The organism is Eikenella sp. NML03-A-027 (assembly GCF_001648395.1).
In the GTDB taxonomy this organism is placed as follows: domain Bacteria; phylum Pseudomonadota; class Gammaproteobacteria; order Burkholderiales; family Neisseriaceae; genus Eikenella; species Eikenella exigua.
Map to the genome: position 1 here is coordinate 89,505 of NZ_LXSM01000017.1, position 17,044 is coordinate 106,548.

The following is a 17,044-nucleotide window of genomic DNA, read 5'->3' on the forward strand; positions in this document are numbered from 1 at the left end:
ACAGGAGCGGCAAGATGAAGCAAACCATGATGAACACGGCAGCGGGCGTATTGGCGGCAGTGCTATTGGGCAGTGCGGGCTTGGCATATGCCAACCCCTATCCGGTTGGCTCGCAGCAATGGCACAACTTTAATGGCATCATGCAGTCAGAAGCAGATCGGATACAACGCGAGCGCAATGCCACACGGCAACAGCCGATCAACCGCGGCCCCACCGCCGCCGAAATACGCGCCTGGGAGCAGCGCGAGGCAAAGGTGCAAGCCGAAATCGCGGAACTGCGCCGCACGCCGTTTTATATGGCCATCATCAATGATTTCGGCACAGATAGAATAGCCTATGCAGGCGGGTTTAAAACCGAGCAACGCGCCATTGAAGATGCCATGAAATATTGCCGCAGCGGCAACTGCCAAGTACTGACGACTTTCAGCAACTCCTGTGCGGTTTTAACTTTCCCCGCTGGCCGCGAACTCCACTCTGTGAGCGATTTCTTCTTCGGTTATGACCGAGACCACAACAGGGCGGCAGAAAAATCCATTCGTGCCTGCGAAGCCCGCCACGGTAAAGGTAACTGCCTGTATTCAGCCAGCGAAACCAAGCACGGCACTGCCTTCTGTACCGGCTACGACTACAGCAACTACAACCAACGTTAGAAGCGGTAGAAGCTATTCAAACCAAAAGGCTACCTGAAAGTTTCAGGTAGCCTTTCATCTTGCCGCCCCGCCAATGCTGCACAATGCCCGCCTTCCGAAACCACCTGCCAAAGCCAGCGCAGCATGTATGGGTGGGGGTGCTGCGGAACGCACGCACGCGGTTTTTCACTTCGTTGAAGTTGTGCTTTCAGGTAGCCTTTTGTGTGCTAGTCGGATTCGGCAGTACGGCTGATGATGTTCCTATCGCTGGTGTTGCGCCAGCCAATCGCGGGCGTGGGCGATGTCGGCGGCGATTTGTGCTTGCAGCTCGGGCAGGCCGGGGAATTTGGCTTCGTCGCGCAGTTTGTGCAGGAAGTCGATGCGCAGGCGTTGGCCGTAGAGTTGGTCGGCAAAGTCGAAAAGGTGGGCTTCCAGTTTTTGCGTGGGCAGGCTGGATACGGTGGGGTTTTGGCCGAAGCTGGCCACGCCGTATCGTGTGCCGAATGCGCCGTGGGCGGCGATGACGAATACGCCGGAGAGGGGGTAGCAGTGCGGGGGGAGGTGGAGGTTGGCGGTGGGGCAGCCGATGGTGCGGCCGAGCTTGGCGCCGTGTTTCACGCGGCCGCTGAGGGAATAGGGGTGGCCGAGCAGGCTTGCGGCGTAGCTAAGGCAGCCTTCGCTGAGGGCTTGGCGCACGAGGGTGCTGCTGGCGCGCACGTCTTGCACTATCACGGAGGGGGTGCGCTCGGTGGTGAAATGGGGGCAGCGGCTGAGGAGGCTGAAGTCGCCTTGGCGGCCGGCGCCGAAGCGGAAGTCGTCGCCGATGAGCAGGTGGCGGGTGTGCAGCTGTTCGATGAGCAGGTGTCGGATGAAATCGGCGGCGGATACGGCGGCGAGGCCGGCGTTGAAACGCAGCACCCATACGGCATCGAGGCAGCCGGTATCGCGCAGCAGGCGCAGTTTTTCGCGCAGGGGGCTGAGGCGGAAGGGTTTTTCCATACCGCGCTGCCGGCTGAAAAATTCTTGCGGCTGGGGCTCGAATACGATGGCCACGGCGGCGAGGCCGCGCTCGTCGGCTTCGCGGCGCAGGCGTTCGAGGATGTGGCGGTGGCCGAGGTGGACGCCGTCGAAATTGCCGATGGTAACGGCGCTGCCGTGCGGGTGCGGGCGGAATACGGTGTTGCCGAAGCGGATGTTCATGGCGGGCGGGGTGGGAAAAAGGGGCTATTGTAGCGGGAAGGGCGGATTAAAGCATCCGGTGCGGTATGAGTGGCGATAAGGCTACCTGAAACTTTTGGCCTAGCGGAAAGTCGTGTGTTTGTTTGTACGGCGTTGCAGCGAAGGTTTTCAGGTGGCCTTTCTGTTTCCGCTTGTTATGCGGCGGTTTCGGTATTCCAGCTTAGGAGTGCCCATTTCATGGCGAAGGGGGCTTCAGCAAATTGGCTATGGTGGCGGTAGAAGAATTGGGTGAGGAGTTGGGTGTGTTCGGGGGTGAGCGTGCCGTAGGCGGCGGCCATGCGCTGCAGGAAGTCGGGCAGTTGGGTGCAGTCGGCGAGGCGGCTGGGGGTGGTGATGTAGCTTAGGGTGGGGTCGTAGCCCATTTGGTAAAGGATGTTGAGGGCGTAGATGTAGCCGGGGTAGGGGCTGCGCTCTTGGCCGAGCAGGCGGCCGATTTGGGGCGGGTTGAAATGGCCGTCGGCCAGGATGGTGAAATACACGCTGCGGCGGGCGTGGGCGCTGAGTTTGGCGAAGAGGGCGGCGAGGTCGCGGTCGAGCCCGCTGCAGGAGGAAACGACGATGTCGCACACGGGCACGTTGTGCCAGCTGTCTTCTTTGCTCAGGTGGATGGGGGTGATGTTGGCGAGGCCGGCGGCTTGGGCGTTGTTTTCCAAACAGCGGAGCATGCCGCTGCTGTAGTCGAGGCCGTAGAGGTGATGTACTTTGGAGGCAAGACGCAGGGCGAGGGTGCCGGGGCCGCAGCCGACGTCGAGCAGGGTGTCGCCGGGGCGGAGGTGCATTTGGGCGATAAAGGCATCGGCATAGGGGCTGGGCTGGTGGATTTTGGTGCTGAAGCTGGGGGCTTTGTCGTCCCATTCGGCGGCGGGTTTTTCGCTGAAGCCGAGTTCGATCATGCGCTCGCGGTAGGCAGCGGCGAAGTCGATGGGCAGGGTGCGGCAGTGGGGCATAGGGCTACCTGAAAATCGGATGGACTGTGGAAAGAAATTTAATAGGCGTGGCGGCGACGTATGCGCAGGTGTAGGAGGCTTCGCGTATTGGCTGGTGAAGACTAACTGATAAAGTGGGTTTTGAATCATTCCGCATTTAGCGGGGCATATGGCGAGTGACGCATTGCCGGGTGGCGGTGTCGATGAAGCTGGTGAGTTCGGACTTATTGCTGATGTCTTGGCTGGTGAGGGTTTGCGGCCAGTTGCTGCCATACCGGCTGCTGATTTGATTGAAAGTGCAGGCGCAGATATCGGCGGCTGATTGGCGGGAAATGCCGGCGGCTGCGATTTCGCCGGTGCAGCGGCTGATAAACAAATCACGCATGCTGGATGAGGGGTTGTAGGCGGCGGCGCCGGGGATGAGGGCGAGCAGGAATAGGGCGGGGATGAGTTTTCTGAACATAATGTTTTGATGTGGATGAATTAAAGATAAAAATCAGGCAGCCTGCAGAATGGCGGGCTGCCTGTGCACCGTTTAGCGGCGTCTGAGGTGGCGGTCTACGCAGGCCTGGGTGTTGCGTTTCATGCGGCTTTCAAACTGGGGGTCGTTGCCGGTGCGGTCGTAGGCATCCAGCGCGGCTTTCCAGCGAGTGCCATATTGTTTGCCGGTTTCGTCGAAGGTGCAGGAGCAAAGGGTGCGAGCCATTTGTTGGTTCAGGGTGCTGCCCTGAGAGGTGGCAGATTGGGTGCAAGCGCTCACGAATTCATTGCGCATTTGCTGCAGGGTTTTGGCTTGGGCGGCAGGAGCAGCAACAGCGACTAATACGGCGGTGGCAAATAGGTATTTTTTCATTAGGCTTTCCTTTCTAACACGATGAATTGGGAACGAAACCATATTGTGCCGTTTGGCGGCGGAATTGTCTATAGCCGAAGCGCCTCATAAAGGGCGTTTGAACGGCAAAAGGCTACCTGAAAGTGGGGTTTCAGCGAAGTGATATACAGCTAAAGCACTTCACCTCCTACTGAGTTGGCTCGCTTTGCCGTTACCCGTAAACTGCCCTTTCAGTTTAGGAGACATACAGGGCAGGAGTTGCTGATCAGGCCAGCCTAAGTAGGCGTTATTGGGCGGGGTCGGGGAGTGATGGTACAGCATTCTGCTACGGTTACACCGGCCAATACTGCCACGAAGCCGTGTCTGCCGGGGAGCTGCCCACTGCCGATGTCGGCGACGAAATGCGCCGCCTGACCATAATTGATTACTGTGCCAAAGTTGCTTGCATGGGTTGGGTTTCGAACGCGCCGCAGTTGGAAATCAATCCGCTGGATGTAGCCGATGCGGCCGAAAAAGCCGGCATGGCACCGGTGGATTATGTGGCGAAAGGGTTGAAGGAGGGCACGCTGGAAATGTCTTGCAACGATCCGGAAAATCCGAAAAACTGGCCGTACAATATGTTTATTTTTCACTCCAACATTTTGGTTTCTTCCGGTAAAGGGCACGATTATTTCCTGAAATACCTGCCCGATACGCAAAACGGCCTGATGAGCGTCGAAGAAGATTGCTTGAAACCCACCGAAGAGAAACAGCGTGACGGCGTAGGAGACAAGCTGGATTTGTTTGCCCTGCTCGATTTCCGCATGAATGCCACCGCTTTACGTATGCTGACGTGATTTCCTCATCGCCACCTGGTATGAAAAAGACGATTTGAACAGGTCTGACATGCACCTCCACATCTGCCCGCTTACCGAAGCGGTGCAGTCTCTGTGGCAGAGCAGGCCTGACTGAGAAATCCACAAAGACTTGGCCAAAAAACTCAGCGAGCCGGCCAAAGACTACCTCGGCATACACAAAGACATCGTAACTCCCCTCCCCGCTGATGTACGACAGCTTGCAGGAGCTCGGCCGGCCCTTTGAGCCGAAAGACTGGAAACTTGGCGAGTGCGAGCCGATTCTGGGTGAAACCATGCCAGTGTGCCGGCTATGATTGTGATGGAACACGATTACGGCACGGTTTACGAGCAATTCACTTTCATCTGCCCCTCGCTAGATAAAGATGAACAACAGCAAATCTGTTTCAGGTAGCCTTGTTTTATGCTCGATGATTGGCAGCCTGCTTGGCAGGCACAGGCTTGGGTGGCGGTAATTAGGGTTTTTTTCCTTTTTGTATTGTGAAGTGAAAAGCGGGCATTATGCAGTTTTGCAGAGAAAGAGAAATAGCAGCTTAGGTTTTCAGGTAGCTTTTGGCGATATCGGGAAGATGGTGGAGGCGTAGAGGCTACCTGAAACTTTACGTCTCCAAGGGATCGATATCCACTGACCATCTGGCCGCGGCAAATTGCCGTGCCAGCACGGCGAGGGCTTGCTGCCAGAGGGAAACTTGCCGGTGCAACGTTTTGCGGCAGGGGCTTTCCAGAAACACTTGGGCGCGTTCGCGGCCGGCGAGTTTGGCCAGCAGCATGGGCACGGGGCCGAGGCAGAGCACTTCCGCGGCTTCGGTTTCCACGCTTTCAGGTAGCCTTTGTTGCGCCACCCATTCGGCGGCCAGGCGCAATAACTCCAACGCATCGGCCATATTGGCGGCATCGGCGCGGACGGCGGCGGTGTGGGCGAAGGGCGGCATATCGAAGCTTTCGCGCTCGGCCAACTCGCCAGCGGCGAAGTCGGCATAGTTTTGCCGCAGCAGCGTTTGATACACGCGATGCTCCGGCAGGCGGGTTTGGATGAACACGCGGCCGGGCAGCTCGGCACGCCCGGCGCGGCCGGCCACCTGCATCAGTTCAGCAAACAGCCGCTCGGGGGCGCGGAAATCAGCGCTGTAGAGGCTGCCGTCGGCGTTGAGTACCAACACCAAATTCAGGCGGGCAAAATCGTGGCCTTTGGCCAGCATCTGCGTGCCCACCAAAATATCCACGCCGTTTTCGGCGATGCGTTGGTAGAGCCGTTGCCAGTCGCCCTTGCGGGCGACGCTGTCGCGGTCCACGCGCTCGATTTTGGCCTCGGGAAGTTGTGCACGCAGAGCTTCTTCCACCCGCTGCGTGCCGATGCCCACTGCGGTGAGGTCTTGGTTGCCGCAGTCGGGGCATTTTTTCGGAATCGGCACCGCCAGGCCGCAATGGTGGCAGCGCAGCTGGCGTGCGCGCTGGTGCAGCACCAGTTTGGCAGAGCAGTGCGGGCAGCCGAAGGTGTGGCCGCAGTCGCCGCAGAAGAGGGCGGGGGCGAAGCCGCGCCGGTTGAGGTATACCATGCTCATGCCGCCGGCAGCATGATTTTGTTGCAACAGCTTGAAAGCGGCCGGGCTGAAGCCTTGGTCCAATAGCTCGCGGCGGATGTCGATCAGGCGGATTTCGGGCAAGCGGGCAGCCGCACGAGCGCGTTGTGGTAGGCTGAGCAGGCGGTAGCCGCCGCTTTGCGCCTTGTGCCAGCTTTCCAGCGAGGGCGTGGCGCTGCCGAGCACAATCGGGCAACCGGCCTGCTGTGCGCGCCACACGGCCAAATCGCGGGCGTGGTAGCGCAGCTCGCTGTCTTGTTTGAACGAGGAATCGTGTTCTTCGTCCACCACAATCAGCCCCAAATCCGGCAGCGGCGTGAACACCGCCAGCCGTGTGCCCACTACCAGCCGCACCTGGCCGCACATGGCTTTCAGGTAGCCTTGGGTGCGCTCGCCGGCGGCGGTTTGGCTGTGCAGCACGGCAGTTGGCACGTCGGCAAAGCGCTGCTGTAAGCGGGCGATGAGCTGCGGTGTTAGGCTGATTTCAGGCAGTAGGAACAACACTTGTTTGCCCGCCGAGAGCGCGGCGGCCATGGCTTCGAAATAGGTTTCGGTTTTGCCGCTGCCGGTGATGCCGTGCAGCAGGAAGGGGGCAAAACCCTGTGCCTGCGCCACCGCATCGGCAGCGGCCTGCTGCTCGGGGTTGAGCGGCACGGGCGAGGGCGGAATAGGCAGGCGGGCGGGCAAAGCGCCGGTTTCGGCTGCCAGCCAGCCTTGCGCCTGCCAGCTTGCCAGCTGAGCGGCGGCCTGCGGCGCGATGGTGCGGGCGGCACTTTGGCTCACCGAGCCCTCCAGCAGCGCCTGCCACAGCGCGGCTTTGCGGCGGTGGTGCGGCGGCGGTGCGGGCTGCTGCCGCCCCAAATCGGTGAGAGAAAAATAGGTTTCCGGCTGCGGCAGCGGGCAGGGCTTGGCTTCGCGCAGGCCGGCGGGCAGGGCGGTGAAGGCGGTTTGGCCGATGGGATGGTGATAATAACGGGCAGTAAATTCAATCAGTTTGCGCCAGGCGGCGGGCAGCGGCGGCTCGTGTTCAAACACTTGCGCGAGCGGGCGGATTTTGTCCGGGCTGATTTCCGGCTCTTCGCACGCACCCCACACGATGCCGGCCACGGTTTTGCCGCGAAACGGCACGGCCACTCGCACTCCGGGCGCGGGAATGTGGTCGGCACGGTAGGTAAGCAGTGTGTCGAGCGGAACATTGAGGGCAACTTGGCAGTAGGGCACGGTGGTTGTGTGTGAGTACGGAGATGGCGGCTATTGTACCTGAAATGGCAAAGGCTACCTGAAAGCGTGGCTTCAACGAGGTGAACCAAGGTTTTGGCGTAGCTAAGGCTTTGGCCTTGCTGCAGTTAAAACGGCAGCACAGATTTCAGGTAGCCTCTAAATCAGGGCGGGCGGTAAACTGGGCGTATCGTGCCAACGTAAAATCAGGCTACCTGAAAACTGTTGCTGCAACATAGTGAAAATAGCCTGCGGCAAGGCCGAAGCCAGTTTCAGGTGGCCTCATCTAAAACTTAAGGAAATCAATATGAATGCCACTTTGGAAGTATGCCAAGCCGACATCACCACGCTGGCGGTGGACGCGATAGTTAATGCTGCCAATTCCTCGCTGTTGGGTGGAGGAGGGGTGGACGGTGCGATACATCGCGCTGCCGGGCCGGAGTTGTTGGCTGAGTGCCGCCAGCTGGGCGGCTGCCGCACTGGTGAGGCCAAAGTCACGCAGGGCTACCGGCTGCCGGCACGCTGGGTGGTACATACGGTCGGCCCGGTGTGGCGCGGCGGGCAGCGTGGTGAAGCGAAACTACTGGCCGCAGCCTATGCCAATTCTCTATGCCTCGCTGCGGAACAGGGCACGCAAAGCATTGCTTTCCCTTGTATCAGCACCGGCGTGTATGGTTACCCCGCGCGCGAAGCAGCGAAAATTGCGGTGCGGACGGTGCGTGAAACGCTGCCGCAATGCCCGCAGATAGAGCGCGTGGTATTTTGCTGTTTTTCTCAGCAAGATGCAGCACTGTACCGGCGATTACTGGAGGCTACCTGAAAAATTCGGGCGGATACGCAGCGCATGTTTGGCAGTAAGCAGGCAAAATCGGGTGTATCGCCAACACGGATTGCTTGGATTGTTGGCGGGAAGTATCGTTTTTGGTGGCTAAATGCAGGTTTTTGGTGTATTTATGGCGAAACTTGCTATAATCGCGGGCGCATTGCGCCAAGCGCAGCGGTTTTTGATAAAATACAGTGTTTTGGTAGCCGGGTTGAACAGCGTTATCACCTAAGGCTATCTGAACAACAGGTGCGCCAAAGCGCACCACCAGAAGACTAACCTTAATAGGAGATTCATCATCGCACAAGAACGCGAAGCACGGATTAACGGCGAAATCCACGCCAAAGAAGTGCGTTTAATCAGCGGCACGGGCGAGCAGCTCGGCATCGTAACCGTGAAAGAAGCCCTGGCCATGGCCGAAGAACAAGATGTGGATTTGGTGGAGATTTCCCCCACTGCCAAACCGCCTGTTTGCAAGCTGATGGACTATGGCAAATATAAATACGAGCAGTCGAAAAAACGCGACGAAGCCAAGAAAAAGCAGAAGCAGGTGCAGATTAAGGAAATCAAATTCCGCCCCGGCACCGACGAAGGCGATTATCAAATCAAAATGCGCAACGTTACCCGCTTCTTGGCCGATGGCGACAAAGTGAAAATCACCCTGCGTTTCCGCGGCCGCGAAATGGCGCACCAACACTTGGGCGCGCAGCTTCTGGAGCGTGTGAAGGCCGATTTGGCCGAAGTGGCCGCTGTGGAACAGTTTCCGAAAATGGAAGGCCGCCAGATGGTGATGATGGTTGCACCTAAGAAGAAGTAACCGTATAATTCGCCGCTTTCCGCTCCGCTGCACGCGGGAAACGGCTTCAATGTTGTGTGTGCGGCATAAAACCGTGGTTTCGGGTATTAAGCGCGGCCTGTTGCAGGCAGCCTCCCGATGCCTAATCCGATAAACCAATGGAGTTTTCCCATGCCTAAAATGAAAACCAAATCCAGTGCGAAGAAACGTTTCAAAGTGCTGGGCAACGGTGGCATCAAACGCGCTCACGCGTTCAAACGCCACATTCTCACCAAAAAAACCACTAAGAACAAACGCCAGCTGCGCGGCACCGCTATGGTGAACGAGCGCGACGTGGCTTCCGTTCACAAAATGTTGCCCTACGCTTAAAGGAGTCTGAAATATGCCACGCGTAAAACGCGGTGTAACCGCACGTGCCCGTCATAAAAAAGTATTAGTTCTGGCCAAAGGCTATCGCAGCCGTCGTAAAAACGTCTACCGCGTTGCCAAACAGGCGGTGATGAAGGCAGGCCAATATGCCTACCGCGACCGCCGTCAGCGCAAACGCCAGTTCCGCCAACTGTGGATTGCCCGTATCAACGCTGGTGCCCGCCAGCACGGCCTGTCTTACAGCAAGTTCATGAACGGCCTGAAACGCGCCGCTATCGAGCTGGACCGCAAAGTATTGGCCGACTTGGCCGTATTCGACAAAGCTGCTTTCGCGCAGCTGGTTGAAAAAGCCAAAGCTGCTTTGGCTTAATGCCTGATTGGAAAATCGGCCGGAATCTTCCGGCCGATTTTTTATTGTGTTGGATTAGATGCTAGAGGAAGGTTAGGCTTTAGCTTTGCAGAAACTTAGCCTTGGTTACGCAAAATCATCGATCCGCCTCGCTGCAACCAACGCTTTCAGGTAGCCTTTGTGGCGGCAGCCAGCAAAACGAATTGTCCAAAGCCGACTGGCAGCGTATAATCCACCTTCCTTTATCTGGGGGCGACTTTGGTTTCGACGGGGGTTGCGAAGCAGATGCGGGCATACCGGGGTCTCAGATTTCCCGTAAAACACTGAATTTAAATAGTCGCAAACGACGAAACTTTCGCATTGGCCGCCTAAGGCCTGCCGTTGCAGCAGTTGGTCAATGGGCTGTGTAGCGTAAGCTACCGCAACGTCATTCTACATTGACTGGTTTCCCGTCGGGTTACTTGGCGGGAAATGAGATTTAAGGTAACTGGCTCCCAAACAGCCTGTCTGTCGGCGGAATGGGGGCGAGATTTAAGTTGGCAAGACTAAGTATGTAGAACGCTTTGTAGAGGACTTTCGGACGGGGGTTCGATTCCCCCCGCCTCCACCAAATTTTTTTTCGTAAAACTTGTTTGGGCAGCCTTTGGGCTGCTACTTTTTTGTAATTGAAGTGTGTTGACGGGTTAAAAAGGCTACCTGAAAGTTTCAGGTAGCCTTGATTTGTAGTGGATTAAAACAAGAATGCTACTGTGTAAGCTCGCTAGGTTGTATTGTCTGCGGCTTGCCGCTTTATTTCACTCTTATTTTCCACTATTTGATAAGGTTTTTCTGTGGCTAAACCGTTTCCGTTATGGCAAACTCATCAATGTAGTTTGAAGGATGTGGTTGATTACAGAGATCTTCGGAAATACCGGCCAATTTGGTGAGTACGGCAATTCATGCGCCATTTGTTGCTGTTTTGCCAATAATAATCCACGATGATGCCTTGGTTATCAGTGTAGAAGATGCGGTCTTGGTTTTGGCCGTAGCAGACGTCGCTATAGTAGTTGGTAATGATGGGGCCGTTTTGACTGCTGCCTTCGTATTCACGGCCGCCGTAGGAGTAATAAGTATAGCGCCAGAGGTAGGCATAGCGATTGTTTCCCGATTTGACTCTACCTTCTGTTGGTTCGACGCCATAGGATTTGATAACGGCATCGATGGGTTTGCCAACAAAGCGTTTCATACGTGTGTCTAGGCTGGCGCAGCCGACAGTGAGGCAAACGAGGCCGGCCAGGAGGGTGGCGCGGCTGATAGAGATTCGGGTGGGTATAATGTGCTTTCTTCATGGTGGAAATGAAAGGCGGAATGATAAAAAAAGAATAGGCAAGCTGACAAGAGGCTACCTGAAAAACATGAAACGTTTTCAGGTAGCCTCTTGGTTGATACACGCTTGGTCTTTAGTAATGCGGCGGGATTTCGGCAGCGGGATTAAAGGTTTGGTTGGTGCCGCTACCGTCTTTCTCTTGCAAACGGCCGTAGAGCAACCGCAGCTGGGCTTGTTGCAAATCTAAAGCTTGCTGCAAGCGGGCGACGGTGTCGTTCAGGCTGTCGAGCAGGTCGTTTTGCAGGGCTACCTGAATTTCCAGCTCGGCCAGCCGCGCTTCGGTGTCGTTATGCGTCATCACAGCACCATGGCGGCCACCCAGCCTGCGGCCATTAGCGGCAGGTTGTAGTGGAGGAAGGTGGGGATAACCGAATCGTAGATGTGGTCGTGCTGGCCGTCTACGTTTAGGCCGGAAGTGGGGCCGAGGGTGGAATCGGAAGCAGGTGATCCGGCGTCGCCCAGTGCGCCGGCAGTGCCGATGATGGCTACGGTGGCCATCGGTGAGAAGCCCATGCTGGCGCACAGGGGAACGTAAATGGCGGCAATGATGGGCAGGGTGGAGAAGGAGCTGCCGATGCCCATGGTTACCAATAAGCCGACGGCGAGCATAACCAACGCGGCCATGCTTTTGTTGCCGGCAAACAGGCTGGCGCTGGTGTCGACCAAGGGTTTAATCTGGCCAGTGGCCTGCATCACTTCAGCGAAGCCCTGGGCAGCAATCATGATGAAGCCGATCATCGCCATCATGCGCAGGCCACTATCGAATACGACATCCACTTCGCGGCGGCGCACCACGCCAGTGGCCATGAATACGCCGAAGCCGACCATTGCGCCTAAGAGCAGTGCATCGCTATACACCAACTGCACCACAAAGGAAGCCACAATCGCCACCACGGCTACCACGCTGCGGTAGGTAGAAATTTTTGGCGCATTGGCCGCGGCCTGCTCGGAGCTCCAATCCACCTGATTGTTGGTGTAGTGGCGCGGTTTGCGGTAGTGAATGAAGGCGAGTAGCAGGCCGGTGAACATACCGGCGGCGGGAATCGCCATGGCTTCCATCACGTTGATGCCCTGCACGCTTATGCCGGCTTTTTGGATGTTGGCCAACAAGATTTGGTTTAAGAAAATCGCGCCAAAGCCATAGGGCAGGAACATATAGGTGGTCACCAAACCAAAGGTGATCACGCACGCCAGCAGGCGGCGGTCGATTTGCATGCGGTTGAACACGAGCAAAAGCGGCGGCACCACCATTGGGATGAAGGCGATGTGGATCGGGATGATGTTTTGGCTCATGATGCTCATCAGCAAGAGCGCGCCAATCAGCCCCCATTTCAGGCTGTTTACGCTGGAAGGGATTTGGTCGCGGCTGGCATTGCCGCCCATTTTGCGCACCACCATACCAGCCAGCTGATAGGGCAGGCCGGAGTGGGCAATCGCCATGGCAAACGCGCCGAGCATGGCATAGGAGAGCGCAATCTTCGCACCGCCGGCCAAGCCGCTTTGGAAATGGGTAATTACGCCTTTAGTGATGATTTCATGAGTGGCTGGGTCGGTAATATCCGCCAGCGGCAACCCGGCGGCCAGGCCGCCCACAAATGCGCCGATAACCAGGCTCAACACAACGTGTACCCGTGCTGCCGACAAAATCAGCATCACCAGCACAGCCAACACTACGGCATTCATTTTGCTTTCTCCTTTCCTGCGCCTAATCCACATCCGCCAAAAGCAAAAGCCAAAGCCCAATTTCTCCGTTTATTGCCCGATGTGGAGAAATAAGCGCTTTAGCTTTGTGGCCGGATGGACATTGGCCGCAGATTTATTTCATTAATCGGGAAATGAGTATAACAACGGAAAAAGCGGCAGGCAACAGGCAGATTGATCGGCTGTGAATAAATTTCCCCGCCGATTCAGCAGAATAGTGAAGGCTACCTGAAAAGCAGGAAAGTAGTTTCTGCATAAGCAGAGTTTAGGTGCGGATGAACGGGAAAGATAATTATCGGCCGGGGAGCAGAGTGGCGTGCTATTTAAATAAGAAAGGCTACCTGAAAAACAGTTGCACTCATTTTTCAGGTAGCCTTCAAGCTAGTGGCATCAATTATCCAGCAAATCCGCCCAGGTTTCCGGCTGTGTCCATACAATGCGCGATACGTTCAGGTGGCGGTTGTGTGGCGCATCGTAGAGGCGGTGTTGCCACAGGGGCGGCAGGCTGCCTTCGATAGTCGGTTTGTCGTCGATGAGGATGTCGCCGCGCACCCAGGTTTTGTCTTTGGCGATAATCACGCGCCGTGTCCATTCCGCGCCCAAGTGTTGTTCCACCCAGGCGATTTTCTCGCCGGCGCAGTAGCGGTATTGGTTGACCGGCGCAGTACAGATGCGCACGTCGTGGCCGGCAGCCAAAAGGGCGTGGGCAGCTTCCACTGCGCCGGGCATGGGCGGCAGGCTTTCGAAAAACCCGACTGCGCCGTAGAGTTCGGTCGCGTGCGTGCGCAGGTGCTCGGGCAGGCGGTCGCGGATGTAGAAAATGTGTTCTTTGCCTTCTATCGGCGCGTCTTCGCCGAAGCGGCCGCGCCAATGGCGGCGGAATCCGCTTTCAAAGTCGGCGAGCACGTTGTCTTGGTCGAGCAGGATGAGCATGGCGGGCTTTCTGTGGTGTGTTGGGATAAGGCGGGCTGAAAAGTTGGTAGTTCGATTATAAGGTTTTATCGGGCATCTAGGTTTGGGCTGTCAATTTTCAAGCGCCAATGCCCGGATGCCTGAATTTGTGGCATTGTCTGTTGGGCTGAAAAGGCTACCTGAAATTTCAGGTAGCCTTTGCTCTGTTTGCCCTAATCAATCCGGTAGTGCAGCAATCGATAGGAATGGCGGATTTGGGGAAATAGGCGCATGAGCCAGTAGTTGAGGCCGATGTCTTTGGCTTCGGGGAAATCGGTCATGCGTTTGGCGGACACGAGATGGAGGTTGGCGGCCCAGCTTTCCATTTGACGGTCGTCGTCGCAGGCGAAATCGAAGCTGGCGCGGGCGTGTTTGAGGGCGTCGTGTTGGTCGGAATGTTTCACCATAAACGTGCCGGCTACGTCGAAGGCAATTTCGCCGTGGAAGCGTTGGGCAAGCTGTTGGAACAGTTCGCGCACTTGGGCTTCGGCAAAATACATCAGCACGCCTTCAAGGATAAAGAGTACGGGGGCGGTGGGGTGGTTTTGGCGCAGCCGTTCCATCCAGCCGGTGTCGAATGCAGAGGCTGGGACGAGGGTTTCATTGGCTTGCGGCGGCAGCAGTGTTTCGCGCAGGGCGATGACGTCGGGCAGGTCGAGCTGGTAGAAAGGGGTATGGTCGGCGGTACTGCCGAGCCGCTCGCGGCGGCTGTCGAGCCCGCAGCCGAGGATGGCAACGATGCCTTCTGGGTATCGGCGGATAAAATCAGCGGCCACTTGGTCGAAATAGCGGGCGCGCAGGGCTGTGCCCACACGGCTGTTGCGGGCGGCGCGGAATAGGGTGAAGTCGTAGTCGATTTGCGGCACAAGGCGCAGGGCGGCCGGGTCGTTCAGTATCGGCCGACTTTGTTGTGCATCGAGGTATTTCATGTAGAGCGGAATCAGCAGGGTTTCGCTAACGGCATTTTGGATTTTCAGCATAGCATCTCTCCTGAACTGGGCTGCCTGCAGGCGTTTCCTTAAACGGAGATTTGAGCTGTACAGAAACTGGGTTGCAGCTCTGCTTTCAGGTAGCCTGTTGGACTAAATAGAAATGAGAATCTTGCAGAAGAGATTGTACACCCGAATAAGCAGCTTGAGATGATGTGAAAGGCTACCTGAAAGCCAAAAAGCCGCTTATCCAGATAGATTGAAGTTAGCTATATGGGGAGAGCACCGGCTGCTTCGTGCTGTTTCCAGGTAGCCTTCTGCTTGAAAACCAAGCCAAACCGCCCAACTAGCAAAGTGTTGCTGATGCGGCAACTACGCGTATACCGAATACACCTGCCGCTTCAGGCTACCTGAAACTCACACCCCGAAAGGAATCCAACATGAACCCCGTCTTCCAGCCCTACACCTTCAACAACGGCGCCACTGTTCCCAACCGCCTCGCCGTCGCCCCCTTGACCCATTTTTCCTCCGATGAAAACGGCCATATTACCGACCAAGAGCGCACGTTTTTGCAAAACCGCTTCAACGGTTTCGGCCTGTTTATCGCCGCCGCCACGTTGGTGCAGGCAAACGGCAAAGCCTTCCACGGCCAGCCGTATGCCATAAACGAGGACGACCTGCCCAGCCTGCGCGAAGTTGCTAAAATCGCCCAAGCGCAAGGTGCGAAAGCCATCCTGCAAATCCATCACGGCGGCAAATCCGCCCTCAAAGAACTCTGCGGTGACACCGTCGCCCCGTCCGCCGATGAAGCCACGGGTGCGCGCGAAATGACCACCGCCGAAATCGAGCAGCTCATCGCCGCCTATGCCAATGCCGCCACCCTCGCGGTGCAGGCCGGATTTGACGGTGTGGAAATCCATGGTGCAAACGGCTATCTGCTGCAACAATTCGTGTCCGCCCAAACCAACCGCCGCACCGACGAATGGGGCGGCAGCCTGCACAACCGTCTGCGCTTCCCGCTGGCCGTGGTCGATGCGGTGGCCGCCGCCGTCAAAGCGCACGCCAAACCAGAGTTCATCTTGGGCTACCGTTTCTCGCCCGAAGAGCCTGGTGAACACGGCATTACCATGGCGGAAACTTTCGCACTCGTGGACGCGCTGGTGCAAAAACCGCTGCAATATCTGCACGTTTCGCTGTGGGACTTCTACAAACACGCCCGACGCGGCGCAGACACTAACCGCGCCCGTATGGAACTGCTGCACGAACGCATCGCCGGCCGCCTGCCCTTAATCGGCGTGGGCAACCTTTACACCGGCAGCGACATCGCCAAGGCGTTTAACACCGGTTGGGCGGAGTTTATTGCGCTGGGCAAAACCGTAATGATTAACCCCGATTTGGCCGATTTGCTGCGGGGGAACCGCGAGGCTGACATCCAAACCGACCTCGACCCCAACCGCGCCGACCACTACCGCTTGCCCGACGCGCTGTGGCAACGCTGCCTGACCAACTCGCCGTGGCTGCCGCCGGTGAAAGGGATGGAACGGCAGATTGTGGATATTTGAGCGTTTTAGACGGTCTGAACATGAAAAAGCAGCCTGCACATTAAAGTGCAGGCTGCTTTTTAGGTTTTCAGGTAGCCTCAACCCCGCATCAAAGCAACGCCCGTCTCACCTCCTCCTGCCCTTGTTGGTCCAGCCGCAGGAATTGGTTGATGATGCGTTCGGCATCGGGCGTGTCGGCGGCGGAAAACAGCGATTGCACGTAATCGTTTGCAGGCTGCTTTTTGATTTCTTCGGGCGTGCCGATTTGCACCAGTTTGCCGTTGTGCATCACGCCGATACGGCAGGCGAGTTTCAGGGCTTCCTGCATATCGTGGGTAACAAAAACGATAGTGGTGCCAAATTTTTGGTGAATCATGGCGATTTGGTCTTGCAGCACGGTGCGCACCAGCGGGTCGAGCGCGGAAAACGGTTCGTCCATCAACAGCACTTGGGGCTTGGCGGCGATGGCGCGCAAAATGCCGATGCGCTGCTGTTCACCGCCGGAAAGTTCGTGCGGATAGCGGTCGCGGTAGTGCGCGGGGTCAAGTTCCACCAACCCCAATAATTCGTTCACACGCGTTTTGCGTTCTGCTTTCGGCCAGCCCAGTATGTCAGGCATGAGTTCGATATTTTCCGCCACGGTCATGGTGGGGAACAGGGCGATTTGCTGCAATACGTAACCGATTTGGTGGCGGAGCTGGCGGATGTCGTAGTCTTTAATCCGCTTGCCGTGCAGATGAACGTTGCCGTCGGTCGGTTCAATCAGCGCGTTAATCATGCGTAAAGTGGTGGATTTGCCGCTGCCGGAGCCGCCGACTAACACGAAGAATTCGCCCTGGTGGATGGTGAGGTTCAGTTCGCTCACGGCGGCGTGATTGTCGTAGTGTTTGCTGACGTTTTTGAATTCAATCAGCAGGGTTAATTCAGGCGGCGGGGTCATT

The 17,044-nt window shown here is 57.0% G+C and carries 19 protein-coding genes and 1 other RNA gene; 9 read left to right on the forward strand and 11 right to left on the reverse strand.

All coding sequences use genetic code 11. The annotated features are described in order from the left end of the window. Positions 1-14: 14 nt before the first annotated feature. A complete protein-coding gene (locus A7P96_RS09145) occupies positions 15-650 on the forward strand; it encodes a DUF4189 domain-containing protein (protein ID WP_067526505.1) in 636 nt (211 codons plus the stop codon). 240 nt (positions 651-890) lie between these two features. Here the strand turns inward: A7P96_RS09145 and ribF are convergent, their stop codons facing one another. The 4 genes from ribF to A7P96_RS09165 all read right to left on the reverse strand — a co-directional run bounded on the left by ribF (position 891) and on the right by A7P96_RS09165 (position 3,647). Continuing rightward, a complete protein-coding gene (gene ribF / locus A7P96_RS09150) occupies positions 891-1,829 on the reverse strand; it encodes a bifunctional riboflavin kinase/FAD synthetase (protein ID WP_067526507.1) in 939 nt (312 codons plus the stop codon). 173 nt (positions 1,830-2,002) lie between these two features. Next, on the reverse strand, positions 2,003-2,815 hold the full coding sequence (locus A7P96_RS09155; RefSeq protein WP_067526509.1) for a class I SAM-dependent methyltransferase: 813 nt from the start codon (positions 2,813-2,815) through the stop codon (positions 2,003-2,005). Positions 2,816-2,951: 136 nt separating this feature from the next. Beyond that, positions 2,952-3,257: a hypothetical protein gene (locus tag A7P96_RS10865; protein WP_067526511.1), complete on the reverse strand. Its 306-nt coding sequence runs from the start codon at positions 3,255-3,257 to the stop codon at positions 2,952-2,954. Between the two features lie 72 nt (positions 3,258-3,329). Next, positions 3,330-3,647: a hypothetical protein gene (locus A7P96_RS09165; protein WP_067526513.1), complete on the reverse strand. Its 318-nt coding sequence runs from the start codon at positions 3,645-3,647 to the stop codon at positions 3,330-3,332. Between the two features lie 338 nt (positions 3,648-3,985). Here A7P96_RS09165 and A7P96_RS11540 point away from each other — a divergent pair, with 338 nt between their 5' ends. Continuing rightward, on the forward strand, positions 3,986-4,462 hold the full coding sequence (locus A7P96_RS11540; RefSeq protein WP_067526515.1) for a molybdopterin-dependent oxidoreductase: 477 nt from the start codon (positions 3,986-3,988) through the stop codon (positions 4,460-4,462). Positions 4,463-5,079: 617 nt separating this feature from the next. Here A7P96_RS11540 and A7P96_RS09175 read toward each other — a convergent pair. Continuing rightward, positions 5,080-7,281, reverse strand: a complete 2,202-nt coding sequence (locus tag A7P96_RS09175; RefSeq protein WP_067526517.1) for a primosomal protein N' — start codon at positions 7,279-7,281, stop codon at positions 5,080-5,082. Between the two features lie 304 nt (positions 7,282-7,585). On the opposite strand from A7P96_RS09175, the gene A7P96_RS09180 reads away from it, so the two are divergent. The 6 genes from A7P96_RS09180 (at position 7,586) to ssrA (ending at position 10,225) form a co-directional block, all read left to right on the forward strand. Further along, entirely contained in the window at positions 7,586-8,098 is a 513-nt protein-coding gene (locus tag A7P96_RS09180; protein ID WP_067526519.1) for an O-acetyl-ADP-ribose deacetylase, read from the forward strand. Between the two features lie 24 nt (positions 8,099-8,122). After that, complete coding sequence (locus tag A7P96_RS11065) at positions 8,123-8,380, forward strand: hypothetical protein (RefSeq protein ID WP_151085934.1); 258 nt, start codon at positions 8,123-8,125, stop codon at positions 8,378-8,380. 16 nt (positions 8,381-8,396) lie between these two features. Next, positions 8,397-8,918 (forward strand): translation initiation factor IF-3, encoded by a 522-nt coding sequence (gene infC / locus A7P96_RS09190; protein WP_082880675.1) that lies wholly within the window; start codon positions 8,397-8,399, stop codon positions 8,916-8,918. Positions 8,919-9,068: 150 nt separating this feature from the next. Beyond that, positions 9,069-9,266, forward strand: a complete 198-nt coding sequence (rpmI, locus tag A7P96_RS09195) for a 50S ribosomal protein L35 (protein ID WP_003823953.1) — start codon at positions 9,069-9,071, stop codon at positions 9,264-9,266. A gap of 13 nt (positions 9,267-9,279) precedes the next feature. Next, positions 9,280-9,636, forward strand: coding sequence for a 50S ribosomal protein L20 (rplT, locus tag A7P96_RS09200; RefSeq protein ID WP_067526521.1), 357 nt, complete (start codon positions 9,280-9,282; stop codon positions 9,634-9,636). A gap of 227 nt (positions 9,637-9,863) precedes the next feature. Next, positions 9,864-10,225: a transfer-messenger RNA gene (ssrA, locus tag A7P96_RS09205) on the forward strand. 279 nt (positions 10,226-10,504) lie between these two features. Here the strand turns inward: ssrA and A7P96_RS09215 are convergent. The 5 genes from A7P96_RS09215 to A7P96_RS09235 form a co-directional block, all read right to left on the reverse strand. After that, complete coding sequence (locus A7P96_RS09215) at positions 10,505-10,840, reverse strand: hypothetical protein (RefSeq protein ID WP_231863670.1); 336 nt, start codon at positions 10,838-10,840, stop codon at positions 10,505-10,507. Positions 10,841-11,054: 214 nt separating this feature from the next. Beyond that, positions 11,055-11,279 (reverse strand): SlyX family protein, encoded by a 225-nt coding sequence (locus A7P96_RS09220; RefSeq protein ID WP_067447543.1) that lies wholly within the window; start codon positions 11,277-11,279, stop codon positions 11,055-11,057. Next, entirely contained in the window at positions 11,279-12,664 is a 1,386-nt protein-coding gene (locus A7P96_RS09225; RefSeq protein WP_067526525.1) for a Na+/H+ antiporter family protein, read from the reverse strand. Before A7P96_RS09225 ends, A7P96_RS09220 begins: the two co-directional genes overlap by 1 nt. A 408-nt stretch (positions 12,665-13,072) precedes the next feature. Then, complete coding sequence (locus tag A7P96_RS09230; protein WP_067526527.1) at positions 13,073-13,615, reverse strand: 5'-3'-deoxyribonucleotidase; 543 nt, start codon at positions 13,613-13,615, stop codon at positions 13,073-13,075. Between the two features lie 191 nt (positions 13,616-13,806). Next, a complete protein-coding gene (locus A7P96_RS09235) occupies positions 13,807-14,613 on the reverse strand; it encodes a class I SAM-dependent methyltransferase (RefSeq protein WP_067526529.1) in 807 nt (268 codons plus the stop codon). Between the two features lie 389 nt (positions 14,614-15,002). Between A7P96_RS09235 and A7P96_RS09240 the strand changes: the two genes are divergently transcribed. After that, positions 15,003-16,124: an NADH-dependent flavin oxidoreductase gene (locus A7P96_RS09240; RefSeq protein ID WP_067526531.1), complete on the forward strand. Its 1,122-nt coding sequence runs from the start codon at positions 15,003-15,005 to the stop codon at positions 16,122-16,124. An 88-nt stretch (positions 16,125-16,212) separates the two neighbouring features. Here A7P96_RS09240 and A7P96_RS09245 read toward each other — a convergent pair whose 3' ends face one another. Then, positions 16,213-17,043 carry an ABC transporter ATP-binding protein gene (locus A7P96_RS09245; RefSeq protein ID WP_067526533.1) on the reverse strand — a complete coding sequence of 277 codons (831 nt, stop codon included), beginning with the start codon at positions 17,041-17,043 and terminating at the stop codon, positions 16,213-16,215. Between the last annotated feature and the right edge of the window lies 1 nt (position 17,044).